Raw genomic sequence first — 20103 nt, forward strand, 5'->3', positions numbered from 1 at the left:
GAGCGTCGTGCGTCGGCGCTCGACGACGACCGCGCTCACGGGCGGGCGTAGGGCCGGGTGATGACCTCCATGTTGTGGCCGGAGGGATCGGCGAAGTAGGCGCCGCGGCCGCCGAACAGCCGGTTGATCCGGCCCGGTTCGGTGTGGCCGGGATCCGCGTGGTAGGTGACTCCGACCGCTTCCAGCCGCGCGATCACGGCGTCGAACCGCTCGTCGGGGACCAGGAAGGCGTAGTGCTGCGACTGGATCGGCTCGTCGCGCTTCTCGTAGTAGTCGAGCGTGACGCCGTTGCCGAGGTCGACGGGCAGGAACGGCCCGAAGGGGGCTCCGACTTCGAGGCCCAGGACAACGGCGATGAACTCGGCGGACAGCCGCCGGTCGCGGGCGTACACGGCGGTGTGGTTCAACTGGACGGCGACGGACGGCGTGGCGTGGGGCTGGGCTTGGGCGTGTGGCATCGGTGGGGTGTCTCCGGTCGTGGATTTGCTGGACGGGGCGCCGCGCACGGGCGCCGGGAGCAAGGACACGAAGACGGCGGCGGGCTCCTCGCCCGCCTCGCGCTCACGCCGAGGCCGGGAACCTCACTCGTGCGTGGCACATGGCCGACCCGGCAGTCACCCGGCCGACCTTAATGACCGTCACGGGCCGGGGCAACACCTCCCCTGCTCGACAACGGCGGTGTGACGGCCTCCTACTGCTCCTCGCCCTCGTCGACCGGGATCCGGCGCGCCCCGACCGTTTCGGGTCCTGCACACGCGCTGAGACGGCAGGCTTCCCCGGCACGCGGGGGGTCCCGGTCGGCGCCGGCCGTGCGCTCGGACCCGGACCCGGACCCGGACCCGGAGCGGGACCGGGACCGGGATTCGGGACCGGACCCGGAGAGCCCGGCCCCCCCTGGTCTGTCAGGCCAACTGCATGATCGGGGCCGGGAGTTCGCCCGATCCGCGGACGATCAGCCGGGTGGGGACGGTGACGGTGCGGGCCCGGGAGCGGTCGCCGTCCAGCCGGGCCAGCGCGATGGTCGCCGCCGCTGTGCCGAGTTCCTCCGGGTCCTGTGCGACGACGGTGAGCGCCGGTTCGAGGGCCTCGGCGAGTGCGACGTCGTCGAAGGCGACGACGGCGACGTCCTTGCGTCCGCTGCGGGCGAGTTCGGCCACTATGCCGAGCGCCATGATGTTGTTGCCGGCGAAGAGGGCCGTCGGCGGATCGGCCAGGGAGAGGAGCCGGGCGGTCGCGTCCTCGGCGCCGCGCTGGTCGTGGGCGTTGGTGACGAGCGCCCTGTCGTGGGGGAGGCCGGCTGCCTGGAGTGCCGAGCGGTAGCCGGCGAGGCGTTCCCGGCGGGTGTACAGCTTCGGGGGCAGGTCGCCGACGAAGCCGATGCGCCGGTGGCCGTGTGCGACGAGGTGGGCGACGCCGTCGTGGGCTCCGGCGCGGTTGGAGCTGACGATGCTGTCGGTGGCGAATCCGACGCCGGGCCGGTCGAGGAAGACGACGGGCAGGCCCGCCGTGCGGTGGGACTTGAGGTGGGAGTGGTCGGCGCCGACGGACGGCACCACGAGGAGGATGCTGACGCGCCGGGCCAGGAACTTGTCGGTGAGGGCGCGTTCACGGTCGGGCTCGTCCGCGGAGGAGCCCATGAGCAGGGTCAGTCCGCGTTCGCGGACGGTGTCCTCGATGGAACGCGCGACGGCCCCGAAGAAGGGGTTGGCGAGGTCGGGGATGACCAGGCCGATCGTGGTGTCCGGGCCGCCGACGCGGATGTTGCGGGCCATGAGGTTCGGCTGGAAGCCGAGCTTGGCCACGGCGGCCAGTACCTGCTCCCTGGTCCGGGCGGAGGCGGGTCCGTCCTCGTTGAGGACCCGGGAGACCGTCTTGGCGCTGACGCCCACTTCACGGGCGACGTCGGCCAGGGTGGGGCGGCGGTTCGCTGCCATGGAGGAAACCGTCTCCTGAGGGCTCTCGGTTCCGGCCGCGGCCTCGGCCGGAAACTGCGAGAGCGGGTCGAGCTGTCAGGTGGCCTGGACTCCGGCGGCCTTGGCGGCCTCGGAATCCGCTACGACAGTATCTCCGGCCGCGTCGACGGTGAGAGCGCCGGTCATGATGGCGACGACCTCGGCCATGGAGTGGTCCGACGGCTTGATGACGGCGGCGCGCCGGCCCAGCCGGTGGACGTGGATCCGGTCCGCGATCTCGAAGACGTGCGGCATGTTGTGGCTGATGAGCACCACCGGCATGCCCTTGTCGCGGACGCGGCGGATGAGGTCCAGGACCTGGCCGGACTCCTTCACGCCGAGGGCCGCGGTGGGTTCGTCCATCACGACGACGGAGCGCGCCCAGGCGACGGAGCGGGCGACCGCGACGGCCTGGCGCTGTCCGCCGGAGAGCGTCTCCACGGACTGGGTCAGCGAGCGCAGGCCGATCTTGAGGTCGGCCATGTGCTCCGCCGCCTCCTGGCGCATGCGCTTCTTGTCGAGCATGCGGAAGACGGTGCCGAGGACGCCCGGCCGGCGCAGTTCGCGTCCGAGGAACATGTTCGAGGCGATGTCCATGGAGGCGGCGACGGCGAGGTCCTGGTAGACCGTCTCGATGCCGTGCGCGCGGGCGCTCTGCGGGCCGGAGAAGGAGATGGGCTCGCCGTTGAGGCGTATCTCGCCGGCGTCGGGGGTCACCGCGCCGGTGAGGGCCTTGATGAGGCTGGTCTTGCCGGCGCCGTTGTCGCCGATGACGGCGAGGACCTCGCCGGGCATCAGGTCGAAGTCGGCGCCGTCGATCGCGGTGACGTGTCCGTACCGCTTGACCAGGCCGCGGGCCTGGAGCACGGGCGTGGGGGAGGAGGGGGCGCTCATCGGGACTTCTTCCGGGAGATCTGGTCGACGGTCACCGCGAGGATGACCAGGATGCCGGTGATCAGGGTCTGGTAGATGGAGGCGACGCCCATCAGTTGCAGGCCGTTGCGGAACACGCCCACGATGAGGACGCCTATGAAGGTGCCCAGGACCGAGCCCCGCCCGCCGAAGAGGCTGGTGCCGCCGAGCACGACGGCGGTGATGCTGTCGAGGTTGTCGGTCTGCCCGGCCTGCGGGTCGCCGACCCCGGTGCGGGAGATGAGCAGCAGGGCGGCGACGCCGTACAGGAGGCCGGCCACGGTGTAGACGCCGATGGTGAGGCGGGAGGTGCGGATGCCGTTGAGCCGGGCGGCCTCGGCGCTGTTGCCGAGGGCGTAGACGTGCCGGCCCCAGCCGGTGCTGCTCAGCGCGTAGGCGAGGAGGAGGAAGAGGGCGATGGTGACCAGGGACCCGTAGGTGATGTCCGTGTGCCCCATCGGGAAGGTCTCGCCGAGCGCGGTCAGCGGGCCGGGCAGGCTGGTGACCGTCTGCTCGGCGGAGTAGATGTGGGTCAGCGCGAACGCGACGTTGAGCATGCCGAGGGTCACGATGAACGGCGGCAGCGGGATCTTCTGCACGAGCAGCCCGTTGAGCAGTCCGAATCCGCCGCAGACGCCGAGGCCGAGCGCGATCGCCACGAGCGGGGGGACGGATCCCTCGGCCGCCGCCTTGGCGATCACGATGCTGCCGAAGGCCATCACCGCCCCGCACGACAGGTCGATCCCCGCCGTGAGGATGATCAGGGTCTGCCCGATGGCGAGGGTGCCCACGACCATGACCTGCTGCACGATCAGTGAGAAGTTCCCGCCGGTCAGGAACTGGTCGGTCGAGAAGGAGAAGAAGGCGCAGGCCAGCAGGAGGGCGGCCAGGGGTCCGGTGGTCGGCGCCGTGAGCAGTCTGCGGGCCGCGGTCGGCGCTTTGAGCTCCGAGTACGGCGTGGTCGTGGCTGTCATGCGAAGTCCTTGTCGGAAGACAGATGTCCTGGGCGAAGGACGGGGGCCGGGGCCCCCGCCGCCGGGACAGGAGCGGCGGCCGTCCCCGCCCGGCGAGGCGGGCCGGCCGTCCCGCCCGGGGGAGTGACGGTGTCGTGCGGTCCTGGCGGGGCTCAGCCCCAGCAGTTCTCCAGGCCGTAGCCGGTGTCCTTCGAGGTGACCCCGGCCTGTGCCTTGTCGGTGATCAGCGTGACGCCGGTGTCGGTGTAGCCGGACGCCTTCGTGCCGTCCTTGGCGTACGTCACGACGGCCTTGACGCCCTCGGCCGCCATCTTCAGCGGGTACTGCTGCGAGGTCGCGGCGATCTTGCCGTCCTTGACGGCTTGGGTGCCGGTGCAGCCGCCGTCCACGGAGACGATCAGCACGTCCTTCTCCCGGCCCTTGGCCTTCAGCGCGGTGTACGCGCCGAGCGCCGCCGGCTCGTTGATGGTGTAGACGACGTTGATGCCGGGCGACTTCTGCAGACAGTTCTCCATCGCGGTCTGGCCCTTGGCCTGGTCGCCGCCGGTGTCCTGGGCGCACACCACGTCCTTGTCGGTGGCGCCGAAGCCCTTGAGGAAGCCGTCGTGCCGCTGGACGCCGACGGAGACGCCGGGGGCCAGGTCGAGGGCGGCTATCTTCGCCGCCTTGCCCTTCATGGCGGCCTTGGCGTACTCGCCGATCAGTTCGCCGGCCTTGAGGTTGTCGGTGGCGAACAGGGCGTCGACGGCGCTCTGCGGCTCGGTCGGGGTGTCCAGCGCGATGACCAGGACGCCCTTGGCGCGGGCCTTCTGGATCGCCGGCACGATCGCCTTCGAGTCGCTCGGGGTGATCAGGATGCCCTTGACCCCGGCGGCGACCATGTTCTCGATGGCGGTGACCTGACCGGCGTTGTCCCCGTCGAACTTGCCCGCGGCGGTGGACAGTTCCGCCCCGTTCTCCTTGGCGGCCTTCTCCGCGCCCTCCTTCATCTTCACGAAGAACGGGTTGGTGTCGGTCTTGGTGATCAGACCGACCTTCACGCTGCCCGAGCCGGAACCGGAGGAGCCCGAGCCGGAGCCGGACCCGCAGGCCGTGAGGGTGAGGGCCGCGACGCCCGTGACCGCGGCTGCTCTGAGGAGGGAGGAGGACAGGCGAGTGGTGCGAGACATGATCGACTCCTGTGGGATAGCGGGCGGCACGGGGCTGGAAAGGGGTGCGTGCCGTCAGCGGGTGTCATCGTTGACTTATGTCATCGTTGACACTGCCTGGCGAGGATGATGGACTCCGGATCCCGGCAACGTCAATGCCTTCCACTCGTCACGAATCGGCAACGTCCGAGCCGCCGCCTCCGCGCAGCCGGTCAGGGGCGTCGTCTCCGCACCGCCTCCCGCCCGGTCTTTCCGAGCCCTTTCGAGAGAGAGCAGCCCATGAACCCGCGTCAGATCACCGTGGTGGGAGAGTGCGTCGCGGACGCCTTCACCGAAGCGGCGCCCGCCGCGAACGAACTCGCCCTGCGGGTGCTGCCCGGCGGCGGACCCGCGAACACGGCAGTGGCCCTGGCCCGGCTCGGCACGCCGGCCCGCTTCCTGGCGCGGCTGTCCGGGGACGTCTTCGGCCGCCTGTTCCGGGCCCACCTGGAGGCGTCCGGCGTCGACCTGTCGTACGCCGTCGACGCGGAGGAGCCCAGCACGCTGGCCGTGGCCGAACTGGACCCCGCCGGGCAGGCCGCCTACTCCTTCCACGCGCAGAACACGGCCGACTGGCAGTGGACCCCGGCGGAACTGGCGCGGGCCGAACTGTCCGGCACGGCCTGCGTGCACACCGGCTCGCTGGCCCTGATCCGCGAGCCCGGCGGGGCGGCGGTGGAGGAGTTCCTGGCGGCGGCGGCCCCGAGCGCCACCGTCAGCATCGACCCCAACGTCCGGCCGCTGCTGGTGCGCCCCGACGCCTATCGCGCCCGGCTGGCCCGCTGGTGCGCCCTCGCCGACGTGCTGCGCCTGAGCGCCGACGACCTGGAGCTCCTGCTGCCCGGCGTCGCACCCGAGAAGGCGTGCGACCTGTGGCATGCCGCGGGGGCACGGCTCGTCGTGATCACCCTGGGCTCCGGCGGCGCCCTGGCCTCGCTCGACGGCGCACGGGTGCGGGTGCCCGCCGTGCCCGCGCGAGTCGTCGACACGGTCGGCGCGGGGGACTCCTTCACCGCGGGACTGCTCCACCACCTCGGCGCCCACGGCCACCTCGGCGGCCGGCTGGACGGCCTCGGTCCCGACGACGTCGAGGCGGCCTGCCGGTTCGGCGCCCGGGTCGCGGCCCTGACCTGCTCGGTCGCCGGCCCCAACCCGCCCTGGCCGGACCAGCTGGAACAGCTCGAGCCCGCCGCCGGCGTCTGACGGCCCGCGCGGACCGCACCGAGGGGCCCGCGCACCGTCGGCTCCCGCGCACCGTCGGCTCCCGCGCACCGTTGACTCCTGCGCGGCACTGCGCTCATGATCGGGGCCCGTCGATGTCATCGATGACACACGTCGGCGACGACATCGCCGGCCGCGACGCGTCACCTGCCCGGCCTGCGGTCCGCGTCCCCCGCGGACCCGCCCTCCACCAGCAAGGACACGACACCATGAACAAGACCCTGCTCGCCGAGTTTACCGCCCGCGAGGGAGCACGGGACGAGGTCGCCCGTCTCATCGGCGAGTACGCCGAGAAGGTGCGCGAGGAGGAGGGCAACGTCGTCTTCGACGTCTACACCAGGCAGGCCGCCCCCCGCGCCTTCTGGGTCTTCGAGGTGTACCGGGACGAGGACGCCTTCCAGGCACATCTGAACGCTCCGTACGGCGCTCCGTTCAACGCCGCCCTCGGCCCGCTGATCGAGGAGGACGCCTCCGTGCTGACCTTCCTGAACCCCGTGACCACAGCCCCCTGACCAAGGCCCTCTGGCCACGGTTCCCTGACTAGGCGACTCCCTGACCGCGGCCGTCTGACGGCGGGGAGACGCGGGTGTGGGGTGGCTCACAGGAAAAGGGTGACAGGACGGTGTCGCGGACGGCTGCGAGGGTCGCCGCATGACGATCACCGACGAGGACTGTCTGACCGAAACCCTGGCCTTCAACGAGGAGTTCGCGGCCGCCGCCGCGAACCGCCCCCCACGCGGACCCGCGCCCGACGCCGCCGCACTGGCCCTGCTGCGGCGCAACCGGCTCGGCGGCGGCACCCCGCCGGTGCGACTCCCCCAGGGGCGCACCCGCGTCGTCGACGGCGTGCCCGTGCGGGTGTTCGTCCCCGGACGCGTCGACGGCGTCTACCTCCACCTGCACGGAGGCGGCTGGGCGTTCGGCTCCGCCGACGGACAGGACGAGAGACTGTGGCGGCTCGCCGAGCAGGCGAACCTGGCCGTGGTGAGCGTCGACTACCGGCTCGCGCCGGAACACCCCTACCCCGCGGGCCCCGACGACTGCGAAGCGGCCGCCCGCTGGCTCGTGACGCACGCCGAGGCCGAGTTCGGCACCCGGCGGCTGCTGATCGGCGGCGAATCGGCCGGGGCGCACCTGAGCGTCGTCACCCTGCTGCGCCTGCGCGACCGGCACGCCATGACCGGCGCGTTCCGGGCGGCCCACCTGCTCTTCGGGCCCTACGACCTGTCGATGACGCCCAGCCAGCGCTTGTTCGGCTCCAGACCCACGCTGACCGACACCGAGAGCCTGCGCGTCAGCTACGAGCGGTTCACACCGGGGACGACGGCGGAGGAGCGCCGCTCGCCGGACGTCTCGCCGCTGTTCGCGGACCTGCGCGGCCTGCCGCCCGCCCGGATCGTGGTGGGCACCGAGGACCCGCTGCTCGACGACTCGCTCTTCCTCGCGCAACGCTGGCAGGCGGCCGGGGCCCCCGTCCGGCTCGGTGTCGTGGCGGGCGCGATGCACGGCTTCACCCTGTTCCCCCTGACCGTCACCCGGCGGGAACTGCGCCGCCAGGAAACCTTCTTGGCCACGGCGTGAGGGTAGCGTCGGGCGCATGAACCGCACTGCCCGGCTGTACGCGCTGGTGGAGGAGCTGCGCGCCGCGGCGCCGCGTCCGCTGACGGTCGCGGCGCTCGCCGCGCGGTTCGAGGTCGCCGCCCGTACCGTGCAACGTGACCTCCAGGCGCTGATGGAGAGCGGGGCCCCGCTGCGCGTTCAGCCGGGCCGGGGCGGCGGCTGGACGATCGACCCGGCGATGACCCTGCCCCCGGTCCGCCTGACCGTCGAGGAGGCCGCCGCCCTGACCGCCGCGCTCGCCGCGGCCGACGTCCGCACTCCGTACGCGGGCGCGGCCCGGACGGCCGCCCAGAAGATCACGGCCGCGATGGCCGGCCCCGCCGCCGCGGCGGCCAGGGAACTCGCCGCACGGATCGTCGCCGTCCCCGCGCCGGACGACGACGCGATCCGCACCGCGGTGGAAAAGGCGCTCGACGGCAACACGGCCCTGCGTCTGTCGTACACCGACGCGGCGGGACGGGAGAGCGAGCGCGTCGTGGAACCGGCGGGGCTGCTGACCGCCGACGGCCGCTGGTACCTCATCGCGTGGTGCCGGACCCGTCGCGCGGGGCGCGGCTTCCGGCTGGACCGGATCACGGCGGCGGCCCCCACCGGTGAACGGGCGTCCTCCCACGACCTGTCCGCGCTGCTGCGGGGTTCGGCCGCCGCCGCGGCGATGCGGCCGCCCGCCCTGACGCCGCTCGCCCCGCAGCCCTGACGACAGGCTCCGCACCGACGACGGGGCCCGCCCCCCGCGGTGATGTCCCGTCGCGGGTATGCCGCAGTGTGCGCTTCCCGGGTGCGCGGATATCCCGTTGTGGGGCCGGGGGCGCGACCGTAGGGTCCCGGCATGTCCCTACACGTCCTCATGCGACAAGCCCTGCCCGAAGCGATGCGCGCGCGTGACAGGAGCGCGGTGAGCGCGCTCCGCACGACCCTCGCGGCGCTGGACAACGCGGAGGCCGTGCCCGTGGACGAAGCGAAGCAGGCCGGTACTGCCCTGGAACTGTCGCCGCTCGGCGTGGGCGCCACCGAGGCGGCCCGGCGTGAGCTGAGCGAGGGTGAGGTGCGGGACATCGTGCGCGCCGAGATCGCCGAACGGCTGGACGCCGCGGCCCGGTTGACCGCCCCGGCGCACGCCGAGCGAGCCGCACGGCTGCGCGCCGAGGCCGCCGTCCTGCTCCGTCTCCTGGACCCCGCCGCCTGACCTCGCCGCCTGAGCCCGCCTGATCCGAATCATGCAAAGAACCCGTTGCAAAGAAGAGGTTGCAACGGGTTCTTTGCATGAGTAGCGTCATCGCCATGAACGAGCCCCAGGACCCGGATGTCCGCAGTCTCGACGCCCGCTCGTTGCGCGGGCTCGCCCACCCGCTGCGCATGCGGCTGCTGGACGCCCTGCGCTTCGACGGCCCGGCCACCGCCTCCCGACTGGCGGAGAAACTGGGCGAGTCGAGCGGGGCGACCAGCTACCACCTGCGCCAGCTCGCCGCCCACGGCTTCATCGAGGACGCCCCGGAGCGGGGCAAGGGCAGGGAGCGCTGGTGGCGGGCCGCCCACCAGGGGCTGCGCTTCGACGACGCCCTGCTGACCGACGTCAACCCGGAGGTGCGCGGCGCCGCCGACACCTACCTCCACGAGGTTGCGACCACCCAGGCCCGCGACCTGTCGACCTGGCTCGGCAACCGGCACGCCTGGCCGCGGGAATGGCACCGCACCTGGGACATGAGCAGCGCGACGCTCAGGCTGACGCCCGAACTCACCGAGGAACTGGTCGAGAAGATGCACGCGCTCGTCGAGACCTACCGCGACCGCGCGCTCGACGAGGACGACCCCGGCGCCGCCCGGGTGCGCATCCAGACCCGTACGTTTCCCCTGCCCACGGAATGAGAGGCCTTCGTCCGATGCACCCCGAGACCCATCTCGCCCTGCACCACGTCCGCGCCGCCGCACTCCGGGCGGAAGCCGACGCCCACCGTCTCGCCGCCGCCGCCCGGCGCGCCGACGCCCTCCGCACCTCCGGGGCCGTGCGGACCCGGCTCGGCTGGACCCTCGTCGAGGTCGGCCTGCGACTGGCCGCCCCGCCCCGCACGAGCCCCGCCGTCTCCTGACCCCGGCCCGGCCGCCGTCCTGGCAGGATGACGGCATGGAACGAGTGCTGGGAATCGGTGGACATTTCCTGCGGGCGGCGGACCCCGCCGCGCTCGGCGCGTGGTACCGCGACTGCCTCGGTCTGGACGCCGACGACAACGGCGTGTGGACCCAGGAACCCGGACCGACGGTGTTCGCGACGTTCGAGTCCGGGACCGACTACTTCGGAGACCGCGCCCAGGGGACCATGCTCAACTTCCGCGTCCGCGATCTCGACGCGATGCTCGCCCAGCTGCGCGGCAAGGGCGCGGCGGTGGAGGAGGAGACACAGGAGCTGGAGGGGGTCGGCCGGTTCGGCTGGGTCACGGATCCCGAAGGCAACCGGGTCGAGCTGTGGCAACCCGCCTGATCCCCGCCGCCGAGGCCGGCCGGAAACCCCGTCACCCGCACCGGTGATGGGCGGGCGGCCGCCGATCGGGTGACGGCGGAGGGATGTGCGGGACGGGCGGGGAGCGCGCGTCCGTCCCGTCGGCCGGACATATCCCTCCGTAACGGAGCCACCTCCCATGTGCCCGCGAGCGGGCGGAACCGTGCATGTCTGGTCCTCCCGGGCACTCCCGTGTCGCACAGGCGGCGGATCATGCCCGTTGCTCTCTGGTGGGGGCCGCTCTCGCCGTGTAGCGTCGTCGTCAGCTGTCGTGGTTCGCAGTACCTGCCCGCGCCCTCGCGTGGGCGTTTTGCTGTGCAGTGCCGGACCAGGGCGATCACCTCCGGGGCCGCGCGGTGCGGTTCCCGACTAACAACTGGGAGGCACCAGCATGGCCAGCGGAACCGTGAAGTGGTTCAACGCCGAAAAGGGCTTCGGCTTCATCGCCCAGGACGGCGGCGGACCGGACGTCTTCGCCCACTACTCCAACATCAACGCCACCGGCTTCCGTGAGCTCCAGGAGGGCCAGGCGGTCACCTTCGACATCACGCAGGGCCAGAAGGGCCCGCAGGCGGAGAACATCACGCCTGCCTGATCTCGAACCCTGTCGGGCCCCGGAGCGCTTGCGTCGCTTGCGCTCCGGGGCCCGACGCGCGTTCCGGCCCCCAGTGTTCTGCCCCCGCGCGCCGTCCGGCGTCCGCAGGACCCCTCGCCGACGCGACCGTCGCACGGCCGCGGGTATGCCCGTCGAGCGGGCTGAAATGCCGCGCGGACAGGGTGAGTTCGACGCGGATACCGACGCCGAAGCCGAAGCCGAAGGCAACGCCGTAGGCCCGCGGGTTCAGCGGACGGACCGCCTGAACGACTCCATTCATTGCAACGTTGCATGCGGTGGGCGTCGCGGCGGTCGACGGGTCAGGGCAGCGAAATCGCCATCCGTATCCGGGCTTTCGGGTGTCGCGGGTGATAAATCGGTTGTCGGAGATCCGGACCGGCCGTAGCGTTTCCTTCGTCGGAAACTGTGGACCGGTGCGCCTCGCCGAGCGGGGGGAGGCCTGGATCCGCAAGGGGGGCGGTCGGAGGGGCGGGGTCATGCACGGAGTGCGCGAAGGGCGACGGGCGGCGCCCGGCAGACTCATGGCCTTTGCCCGCTTCGTGCTGTGCGGCGGGGGAGTGGGAGTGGCCTCCAGCTTCGCCGTGGCCGCCCTCGCCTCCCAGGTTCCCTGGACCCTGGCCAACGCCGTCGTCACCGCCGGTTCGACCCTCGTCGCCACGGACCTCCACGCGCGCTTCACCTTCGGCGCGGGCGGGCCGGCGACCTGGCGCCAGCACACTCAGTCGGCGGGTTCCGCGGCGGCCGCGTACGCGCTGACCTCGATGGCGATGATCACGCTGCGGGCCTCGGTGGACTCGCCCGGCGCGCTGTGCGAACAGGCCGTGTACCTGTCCGCCTCCGCGCTCGCCGGGGTCGCACGGTTCGCGGTCCTGCGGCTGGTCGTCTTCGCGCGCGGCCGCTCGCAGGAGGCGGCCGCCGCCCACGCGCCGTCGCCCGTGCCCGCCGACCGCACCGCGGCGGCCCTCACCGACCGTGCGGCGCTCTGCCCCGCGGCCTGACCGGTCCGCCGGGGCGGTCGTCGCAGCGGCCCCGCGGGCGTGCGCCGTCGGACATCGCCCGCGCTACCGAATATCGCGTGCGCGGCCGCCCGTGGACGTAGCAGACTCGCGGCATGGCCGACATGTGTACGTTCCGGGACGAGGTCGCGGCCTGGGCGGGCGGCGGTCCCGGCGGGCGGGCGGCGGAGCTGGCCGGACGGCTGGGAGTGCGCACCGCGGTCCTGGTGGAAGGGCTCAGCGACCTCGCGGCCGTCGAGGCGCTGGCGGCGGTGCGGGGCAGGGATCTGGCGGCCGAAGGGGTGTGCGTGATGCCGATGGGCGGGGCGATGAGCGTCGGCCGCCACGCCCGCATCCTGGGACCGCCCGGCCTCGGGCTGCGGCTGATCGGCCTGTGCGACGAGCGTGAGAAGCCCTTCTTCGACCGGGCCCTCGACCCGTCCTGGACGCCGCGGCCGCGGGTGCACGTGTGCACGGCGGACCTGGAGGACGAACTCATCCGCGCGCTGGGCGCCGCACGCGTCGAGGGGATCGTCGAGGCGGAGGACGAACTGCGCGCCTGGCGGACCTTCGTACGGCAGCCGGCCCAGCACGGCAGGCCGCGGGAGCAGCAGTTGCGACGCTTCATGGGCACGAAGAAGGGGCGCAAGATCCGGTACGGACGGGTCCTGGTGGAGGCCCTCGCCCCCGGCCGGGCGCCCGCCCCGCTGGAGGACCTGTTCGCCGGCCTGTGACCTCCCGGCCCCTCGCCCGCCCGCCTCTCTCACGCCCCGAGCCTCCCGCGCCCCGCTCCCGCCGGGTGACGGGGACCCGTCCGTGGGTGAGGACGGCCGGGACGGCGCACCGGTCCACGGGCCGTGCGCCCAGCTCGTGAGCCGTGTACCGGGGCCACGGGCCGTGCGCGCCGGGGTCCAACGGGCCTTTCCCCGCCGTTCGTTCACCCGTGAGAGTTGTCCTTCCCTCCGGTTCCCCCGGCCTCCGCATGCCGAGGTCATATGCGGAGCAGCCTCCGCTCATGGACAATCCCGTACACGACGGAACACCGTCGGCAGAGGGGATCGGACCCGGTCCCGAGGTCGTCTTCACAGCGGACTTCGCGTCCACCCGGCAGTGGGTGGCGGGGCGTTCGTGGGCCTATCCCGACGGCGGACCCGTCAACCCCGGCGACAACAAACTGGATCACCTGACGGCGGACCCCGCCTACAGCCGCGCGGGAACCTTCCGCGCCACTCTGCGCAAGGACGGCCTGTGGGACACGGGCCTGCTCACCACGGAAGGCAGCGAGGAGGGGTTCACGGTCCGCACGGGAGACGTGCTGGAGGCGCGGGTGCGCCTACCCCGCGAGGCCGGGGCGTGGCCGGCCATCTGGACCTGGCGGGACGGCGGCCAGGAGATCGACGTCTTCGAGTACCACCCCGACAACCCCGACCTGCTGGAGCTGACCAACCACGTCCGCGGCGGCAACTCCTACTACCGCGACCCGTCCGTCCGTCCGGGCGGGCAGGTCGATCTGCGCGTCCGGTTCGGCTCGCGGTCCGTGGTCTGGTGGGTGAACGGCCGCCAGGTGTTCGCCGACCGCCAGGGCGTCGGACGGTCCTGGCACGCCTATCTCATCGTCAACCTGTCGGTCTGCGCGGGCCGTTACCATCCGCCGCCGGCGCCCCACGTCAAGGAGATGTCGTACGAGGTCCAGAGCCTCGTCGTGAGACGCCCCGCCGCACTCGCGGACACGGACGCCGACGAGCCCGAGTCCCATGAGCCCGAGTCCCATGAGCCCGAGTCCCATGAGCCCGAGTCCCATGAGCCCGAGGCCCATGAGCCCGAGGCCCATGAGCCACAGGCCCGGGGGACCGAGGTCGAGAGCGGGGCTTGACCGAAGTTGCATGAACGCGTCTTCCAACGGGGGGGTGCGAGAGGTGAGTTCGTCGACGCGGATCCGGTTGTCGAAGGCGATCGCCCCGTTGCGCTCCGCGGGGAGGCCGGTCACGCAGCAGGGGGTAGAGGTTCGCGACCTCGCGGCTGCCGGGCCGGCCGCGTAGACGGCGCGTTCGGCGGCCTCCGGGCTCAGGTCGGGTTCGCGGGCGTCCAGCCAGAAGTGGCCCACGCCCGGCGAACGACCGGGTCAGCGGTCGGTCACCGCGCGGCGAAGCGGATCGCGGTGGGCAGCGGCGTGTCGAGACCGCCGGACGTGACGTGGACGCCCTCCGGTCCCGATTCGGCCTTGCCGGGTTGGCCGTCCAGACGTTCTGCCGTATGCGGATCCAGCAGGCCCGGACGCACCTTCAGCACCATATGCCCGCCGGCCCCGTCAGGAACGTCGGCCACGAAGGCGTAGACGTGGCGCTCGTCGCGGGTCCAACGCACCCAGGGGCCGCCGTCCTGCGGGTCGGCGGAACCTGGTTCAAGTGGCCTGGTGGCGTGCACGGCCTCGGAGTGGCAGGCCATCCAGGACGCCATGCCCTCCAGAACGGCGCATTGCTCCTGCGGGAGGGTGCCGTCGGCCTTCGGGCCGACGTTGAGCAGCAGGTTCCCGCCGCGTGAGACGACGTCGACCAGCAGGCGGACGGCGCATGCCGGATCCAGCATGTGCTCGGCGCTTTCCACTTGGTTGTAGCCGAAGGAGAATCCGATTCCCCGGGTGTTCTCCCAGCAGGCTGCCCGCTCGTTGGCCCGGTCCAGCTCGTACTCGCTGGTGAGGTAGTCGGCGTGGGCGCTGTCCCAGCGGTCGTTCACCACTCCTTCCGGCACGGTGGCGTAGTAGTGCGAGAACAGCTCCGGCAGTTCGGCCCGGCCCGCTCGGGGCCAGCCCATGTCGTTCCACAGCACCGCGGGGTGATACCGCTCGATCAGGTCGAGGACCTGCCGGTGCGCGTAGGCGGCGTAGGCGGCCTCATGGGGCCTCCCCTCGTCCATCCGGTCCTCGTGGAGAACGGGGTCCCGGCGTCCGGCGTACCAGTCGATGCCGCCGGAGTAGTACACGCCGAACCGCAGGTCGCGGGCCCGGACGGCGTCGGCGAGGTCGGCGATCAGGTCTCGGCGTGGACCGCGATGGACGGTGTTGCGGGTACCGGTGCCCGGGGCGTCCCACAGGGCTATGCCGTCGTGGTGCTTGGTCGTGGGGACGACGTAGCGCGCACCCGCCCGGGCGAACAGCTCCACCCAGTCCGCGGGGTCGAAGAGCTCGGCCTTCCACTCGTCGAGGAACTCGTCGTAGGGGCGTCCGCCGTGCATGGTGCGATGGTGTTCCTGGGCGGGGCTGCCCTCGATCTGGATGGTGCTCCAGTACCACTCGGCGTACGGGTTGTGCTTGAACCACACATCGGGGTCGACGTCGCCGAGGGCGCCGATGGGCTCGGCCCAGGCCGGCACCGAGTACGCGCCCCAGTGGATGAAGATGCCGAATTTGGCGTCGGTGAACCACTCAGGGACCGGCCGACCGCTCAGAGGGAACTCGTTCATGCTTGAAACTCCCGCTACATCGCATGTGTCACGCGAGGAACCGTGAACACTGGGGGCGAGGAGGGCGCCGGATGCGGCGACCTGGGAAATCGACAGGTCGGAAGGTATTGCGGTGTGTGCGAACCTCGCGGTGCTCCCCCTTCAGCAAGCAGTCCTCGACAGCGTCTGGGAGGCCCTGTGGCCGAGGAGCCCTCGGGCGGGCCGGGCGAGCCGGCCCGCCTGAGGGAGGGGGTGTTCTTTCCTGGTGTGCCGGTGGCGGTCAGGAGAGTTTGATCAGCGTGTAGTCGTCGCAGTATCCGGCGGAGGTGCCGGAGTTCTTGTAGCAGTAGACGGTGGCGGAGGTGTTGCCGCTTCCCGTGGTGAGGAAGATCGGCTGCTGGGCGTAGGCGGTACCGGTGGTCTTCGAGAAGCTTTCGGTGCCGCCGAAGTTCTTCACGCCGACGGCGACCTGCTCGCTGCCGCCTGCGGCCTTGGCCCAGCCGGTCAGCAGGTAGGTGGCGCTGGACGACAGACCGCCGGTGGCCTGGTCCACGCCGCTGCTGGAGGCTCCGGTCTGCAGGGAGTGAGTGCCGGTGCGGGCGTTCGAGGTGACCACGGAGGATCCGCTGCCGCTGAGGGTCCACGGGCTGAGCGAGCCCGTCTCGAAGCCGGCGTTCGTCAGGAGGTTTGCGGGGGTGGACACGCGTTCCACCGCGATGTCGTCGCAGTTCCCTGCAGCGGTGCCGCCGGAGTTCTTCCAGCAGTACAACGTGGCCGTGGTGTTGGTGGAGCCGGTGGTGAACAGAACGGCGGCCTCGGAGTACGAGGTTGTGGCGATGTTGGTGAAGGTCTCGGTGCCGCCGTAGTTCTTGACGCCTATGGCGAGAGTCTCCCCGGCGTTCGCCACCTTGGCCCAGCCGGTGAGCAGGTAGGTGGTGTTGGGGGTCAGCCCGGTCAGGTTCTGGTTGGCGCCGCTGCCGCTGGCCTGGGTCGTCAGGGCGTACCCGCCGGTGCGGGGGTCCGAGGAGGTGACCGAGGGGGCGGCGCCGCTGTTGGTCCACGGGCTCATCGCGCCGGTCTCGAAACCGGCGTTGGCGACGAGGTTGCCGCCGGTGCCGTTGTAGGCGCCGATGTTGGGCGCGGCCGTGGCGGAGACGGTGTTGCCGAAGGCGTCCTTGCCACCGTTGTTGCTGATGACCGCCCCGGCCCGGATCACCGGGGACGAGGGGTGGACCTGGTAGGCATCCGTGCCGGTGAACGAGGAGGAGGTGTCCGCGTTGCCGGGGTTGCGGAACTCGGGGTCGCTGACGACCTTCGCCGAGTCGGCCGGCTCGGAGGACGGGTGGGTGCCGTAGAAGAGGTTGTTGGAGTAGGCGGATCCGGCGCTGGTGGTGAAGTAGCCGCCGGTGCCGTAGTTGAACACCGCGTTGTTGCGGAAGGAGAGGGTGCCGGTGACGCCGGTGCCCCGGCGCGAGTACAGGATCGGCGTGTTCAGGCCGCTCTTGCTGACGTAGATGCTGTTGTTGTAGACGAGCGGGACGGCGACCGGACTGCCGCTCCTGTTCGGGATGTTGCCCACGAAGTGGAAGACGCCCGTGCCGTGGGTCGGGGTGCCCGAGGCGGGGCAGCCCGCGTTCGTGCCGTCGTTCTCGCTGATGTTGTAGCGGATCACCGTGCCGTCACTGGGGACGGTCGAGGTGGGCTCGTTGGCGATCGAGAACGGCGGCATGATCAGCATGAAGCCGCCGAGGTTCTGGTGGCTGTAGTTGTACTGGAACGTGGTGTTGTGGTTGCCCCAGTCCACGTCGTAACCGGTGCCGTCGGCGCCGTTGACGTGGCAGTAGACCTCGTTGTTCTGGACGACGGTGTCGTTGCTGCCGGACATCCAGATGCCGGCGGAGGCGCCGTTGCAGTACTGCCCGGAGGGCGGGCAGGTGTGCTTCGCGCCGCCGTAGCCGGCCTTGTTGCCGTCGATGACGGCGCCGTCGTTCTTGACGACGAGGATGTCGTCCGCGCCGTCGTAGGTCATCGTGTTGTCACGGATGACCGTGCCCGTGGTCTGGCCGGTGCCCTGGCCGTCCCCGTCCGGGGTGACGGCGACGGCGATGCGGTCGACGTGGTCGAAGGTGTTGTTGTCGACCACCACGTCGTCCCAGGTGGAGACGGGGGTGGTGTGGTCGGTCTGGACGCCGACGCCCGCGTTGGTGGCGTACCAGCCGCCCGAGTAGCCGCTGATGTGGTGGATGTTCATGTCGTGCACCCGGATGTGATGCAGGACGCCGCCGGAGCTGTTCTCGGCGAGGACGCCGGAGCGGTAGGCGGGTGAGGAGGCCGCGTTGGTGAGTTCCAGGCCGCCGATCTCCCAGTACTGCTGGTTGAGCAGGTGGATGACGGGGCCCGTGGCGCCGTTCGCGTTGATGACCGGCTTGCTGCCGGTGCCGTACGCACCCATGGTGACGGGACTGCCGGAGGCTCCCGATCCCTGCGGACTGAGCTGACCGGTACACGTGGTACCGGCGGCGAACAGGATGGTGTCGCCCGCGCCGAAGGTGGCGTTGTTGACGCCGGCGACGGAGTTCCAGGGGCTGGCCTGGGTGCCGTTGCCGTTCGTCGCGGCCGAGCAGTTGACGTAGTAGGTGCTGCCTGCCGCCATGGCGGCAGGTGCCGGGAGGAGGAGGGCGCCCGCCAGCGTGGCGAGCAGGGTGAGGACGCGGGACGCCCTGAGGCCTGGGCGGTCCGATCTGCGACGCTTCATTGCGACGCTCCTTGCTGGGTGGGTGTGTCCTGCGCGCCGCGGGATGCGACGCGGGGCTTCTTGCACCGGGCGGGTCGGCCGAAGCGGGCACGTCCGGAATCTGTGGAGGGCGCGGGGCGGAGGGCTTCAGCGCGGCGGGATCGAGACCGGCAGCGGCGTATCGAGGACGGAGGCGTGGCGCATGCCCGGCGGCAGCGCCAGGGAGACGGGCTTCCAGTCCACGCCGTCCTTGCTGCGAGCCGCCCCGTATCGCCCTTCGAGGTAGTGGTCGAAGATCATGACCAGCTCGTCTCCGCGCCGGAAGATCGACGGCCCCTCCACCACCGAGGGGGTGACCGGTCCGGTGCCGGCGGTGTACGGACCGCCGGGGGTCTCGAAGGCGGTCAGGTGGATGTCCTTGTGGGCGGTGGCGAGGTCATTGGTGCCGCGCTCGTCCTTGAAGGCCATGAGGAATCCGCCGCCGTCCGCCTCCCGCACGGTCGCGTCGATGACCGAGTGCCCCGGGTCGAAGAAGACCTCGGGCGCCGAGAAGGTCCGGAAGTCCTCGGTGGTGCAATGCCAGATGCGGTGGTCCTGGCCGACATGTTCGTAGTCGCGGCCCTCGGCCGTGCTTCCGGACTCGACGACCGACGACCAGATGAGGTGGTACAGCCCGGTCCCGCGGTCCAGGAAGAACTCCGGGGCCCAGGCGTTGTGGGCGCCGTCCACCTCGGCCATGACCGGCACCAGTTTCTGTTCCGACCAGGTGAGCAGGTCGGCCGAGGTGGCGTGGACGATGCACGGGCTCGTCCAGCCGTCGGTGGCCAGCAGATGGAACAGCCCGTCCGGGCCCGTCCCGATGAACGGATCCCGCAGTCTGCCGGTGCCGACCGTGCCCCGCAGGACGGGCCTGCCGCCGTTCACCACCGAGAACTCCGCACCGTCGTGGCTGTAGGCGAGGTGGAGCGCCTCGTCGGTGTCGGTGAAGTAGGAGACCACGTACATCGGTGGAGGGTCCTTCCGGAATGTTCGGGACGGAGGGGATGCCGGGCGTCGGGGCATGGGGTCGCCCTCGACGGTGAAGGTGTTCGTGTTCAGGCCTCGGCGGCCGGGCCGGGCTCTACGACTTGACGGCTCCGGCCGACATCCCGGCGACCACGTGCCGCTGCAGGAAGACGAAGATCAGCAGCAGCGGGAGCACGCCGAGCAGGGCGGCCGGGAACAGGGTCGTCGGCTGCACGGTGTGTGGGTCGATGAAGGAGTAGGCGTTCACCATCACGGTGCGTTTGTCGGGGTCCTGCAGGAAGACCAGCGGAACCAGGAGGTCGTTCCAGACCTGGAGGGCGACGAAGGTCAGCAGCGTGCTGGTGATCGGGCGCAGCAGCGGCAGGATGATGGTGAAGAAGGTGCGGAACGCTCCGCAGCCGTCCAGGGCGGCGGCCTCCTCCAGGTCCACGGGGATCGAGCGGACGAAGCTGGTGTAGAAGAACACGGCGACCGGGAGGTTGATGGCCGTGTAGATGACGACCACTCCCGCGTAGCTGTCGAGCAGGTCCAGGTCCCGCATCAGCAGGTACAGGGGCGCCACCACCACGAAGATCGGCACCGAGGTGCCCAGGATGAACAGCCGGTACACCCAGGTCGACCAGTTCTGGGTGATGCGGGCCAGCGGGTAGCTGGCCAGGGAGCCGACCACGGTGATGCCGAGACACGACAGAGCCGTGATGAGCAGTGTGTTCAGCGCGCTGCGCCCGTAGTGGATCTGCCCGAAGGCCTCGGTGAAGTTGTGCAGGGTCAGGGAGTGGGGGAGGCCCAGCGGGGACCTCGCCACATCCGCCGCGGTGCGCAGCGAGGTGACGACGGTGAAGAGGAACGGCAGGACGAACGTCAGCGTGCCGAGGCACAGCAGCACGGTGCCGAGAGTGCCGGAGGTCCGGCGCCAGAGGGTGGAGATCATGGT

At 71.5% G+C, this 20103-nt stretch carries 21 protein-coding genes; 12 read left to right on the top strand and 9 right to left on the bottom strand.

All coding sequences use genetic code 11. The features are described from left to right. Positions 1–35: 35 nt before the first annotated feature. The 5 genes from OG802_RS32455 to OG802_RS32475 form a co-directional block, all read right to left on the bottom strand. Entirely contained in the window at positions 36–458 is a 423-nt protein-coding gene (locus tag OG802_RS32455; RefSeq protein ID WP_329416350.1) for a VOC family protein, read from the bottom strand. A 444-nt stretch (positions 459–902) separates the two neighbouring features. Beyond that, positions 903–1934, bottom strand: coding sequence for a LacI family DNA-binding transcriptional regulator (locus tag OG802_RS32460; protein ID WP_329416353.1), 1032 nt, complete (start codon positions 1932–1934; stop codon positions 903–905). A gap of 75 nt (positions 1935–2009) precedes the next feature. Continuing rightward, positions 2010–2846, bottom strand: a complete 837-nt coding sequence (locus tag OG802_RS32465; protein WP_329416355.1) for an ATP-binding cassette domain-containing protein — start codon at positions 2844–2846, stop codon at positions 2010–2012. Beyond that, positions 2843–3838: an ABC transporter permease gene (locus OG802_RS32470; protein WP_329416357.1), complete on the bottom strand. Its 996-nt coding sequence runs from the start codon at positions 3836–3838 to the stop codon at positions 2843–2845. The genes OG802_RS32465 and OG802_RS32470 overlap by 4 nt, the downstream gene beginning before the upstream one ends. Positions 3839–3990: 152 nt before the next feature. Beyond that, positions 3991–5007, bottom strand: coding sequence for a sugar ABC transporter substrate-binding protein (locus OG802_RS32475; protein ID WP_329416359.1), 1017 nt, complete (start codon positions 5005–5007; stop codon positions 3991–3993). A gap of 258 nt (positions 5008–5265) precedes the next feature. On the opposite strand from OG802_RS32475, the gene OG802_RS32480 reads away from it, so the two are divergent. From OG802_RS32480 to OG802_RS32535, 12 genes are all read left to right on the top strand, one after another. Continuing rightward, the gene (locus OG802_RS32480; protein WP_329416360.1) at positions 5266–6228 is read left to right on the top strand and encodes a carbohydrate kinase family protein; all 963 of its coding nucleotides are present in this window, start codon (positions 5266–5268) and stop codon (positions 6226–6228) included. A 227-nt stretch (positions 6229–6455) separates the two neighbouring features. Further along, on the top strand, positions 6456–6758 hold the full coding sequence (locus tag OG802_RS32485; protein ID WP_329416361.1) for a putative quinol monooxygenase: 303 nt from the start codon (positions 6456–6458) through the stop codon (positions 6756–6758). Between the two features lie 139 nt (positions 6759–6897). Continuing rightward, positions 6898–7827: an alpha/beta hydrolase gene (locus OG802_RS32490; RefSeq protein WP_329416363.1), complete on the top strand. Its 930-nt coding sequence runs from the start codon at positions 6898–6900 to the stop codon at positions 7825–7827. A gap of 16 nt (positions 7828–7843) precedes the next feature. Further along, the gene (locus tag OG802_RS32495; RefSeq protein ID WP_329416365.1) at positions 7844–8563 is read left to right on the top strand and encodes a helix-turn-helix transcriptional regulator; all 720 of its coding nucleotides are present in this window, start codon (positions 7844–7846) and stop codon (positions 8561–8563) included. Between the two features lie 174 nt (positions 8564–8737). Continuing rightward, positions 8738–9052: a hypothetical protein gene (locus OG802_RS32500; RefSeq protein ID WP_329417585.1), complete on the top strand. Its 315-nt coding sequence runs from the start codon at positions 8738–8740 to the stop codon at positions 9050–9052. A 95-nt stretch (positions 9053–9147) separates the two neighbouring features. Then, the gene (locus OG802_RS32505; RefSeq protein ID WP_329416367.1) at positions 9148–9732 is read left to right on the top strand and encodes an ArsR/SmtB family transcription factor; all 585 of its coding nucleotides are present in this window, start codon (positions 9148–9150) and stop codon (positions 9730–9732) included. 14 nt (positions 9733–9746) lie between these two features. Beyond that, positions 9747–9953, top strand: a complete 207-nt coding sequence (locus tag OG802_RS32510; protein WP_329416368.1) for a hypothetical protein — start codon at positions 9747–9749, stop codon at positions 9951–9953. Positions 9954–9988: 35 nt separating this feature from the next. After that, complete coding sequence (locus OG802_RS32515; RefSeq protein WP_329416369.1) at positions 9989–10342, top strand: VOC family protein; 354 nt, start codon at positions 9989–9991, stop codon at positions 10340–10342. Positions 10343–10751: 409 nt separating this feature from the next. Then, positions 10752–10955 carry a cold-shock protein gene (locus tag OG802_RS32520; protein WP_037622929.1) on the top strand — a complete coding sequence of 68 codons (204 nt, stop codon included), beginning with the start codon at positions 10752–10754 and terminating at the stop codon, positions 10953–10955. A gap of 497 nt (positions 10956–11452) precedes the next feature. Beyond that, positions 11453–11974 (top strand): GtrA family protein, encoded by a 522-nt coding sequence (locus tag OG802_RS32525; RefSeq protein WP_329416370.1) that lies wholly within the window; start codon positions 11453–11455, stop codon positions 11972–11974. A gap of 113 nt (positions 11975–12087) precedes the next feature. Continuing rightward, positions 12088–12705 carry a TOPRIM nucleotidyl transferase/hydrolase domain-containing protein gene (locus tag OG802_RS32530; protein WP_329416371.1) on the top strand — a complete coding sequence of 206 codons (618 nt, stop codon included), beginning with the start codon at positions 12088–12090 and terminating at the stop codon, positions 12703–12705. A gap of 281 nt (positions 12706–12986) precedes the next feature. Next, on the top strand, positions 12987–13844 hold the full coding sequence (locus OG802_RS32535) for a beta-glucanase (protein ID WP_329416372.1): 858 nt from the start codon (positions 12987–12989) through the stop codon (positions 13842–13844). A gap of 260 nt (positions 13845–14104) precedes the next feature. On the opposite strand, the gene OG802_RS32540 is transcribed toward OG802_RS32535, so the two are convergent. From OG802_RS32540 to OG802_RS32555, 4 genes are all read right to left on the bottom strand, one after another. Further along, a complete protein-coding gene (locus OG802_RS32540) occupies positions 14105–15430 on the bottom strand; it encodes an alpha-L-fucosidase (RefSeq protein WP_329416373.1) in 1326 nt (441 codons plus the stop codon). A 259-nt stretch (positions 15431–15689) separates the two neighbouring features. Next, positions 15690–18164, bottom strand: coding sequence for a carbohydrate binding domain-containing protein (locus tag OG802_RS32545; RefSeq protein ID WP_329416374.1), 2475 nt, complete (start codon positions 18162–18164; stop codon positions 15690–15692). A 126-nt stretch (positions 18165–18290) separates the two neighbouring features. After that, positions 18291–19148 carry a glycoside hydrolase family 43 protein gene (locus tag OG802_RS32550; protein ID WP_329416375.1) on the bottom strand — a complete coding sequence of 286 codons (858 nt, stop codon included), beginning with the start codon at positions 19146–19148 and terminating at the stop codon, positions 18291–18293. Positions 19149–19263: 115 nt separating this feature from the next. Further along, complete coding sequence (locus OG802_RS32555; RefSeq protein WP_329416376.1) at positions 19264–20100, bottom strand: carbohydrate ABC transporter permease; 837 nt, start codon at positions 20098–20100, stop codon at positions 19264–19266. Between the last annotated feature and the right edge of the window lie 3 nt (positions 20101–20103).

The sequence above is a fragment of the Streptomyces sp. NBC_00704 genome (assembly GCF_036226605.1).
Lineage (GTDB): Bacteria > Actinomycetota > Actinomycetes > Streptomycetales > Streptomycetaceae > Streptomyces.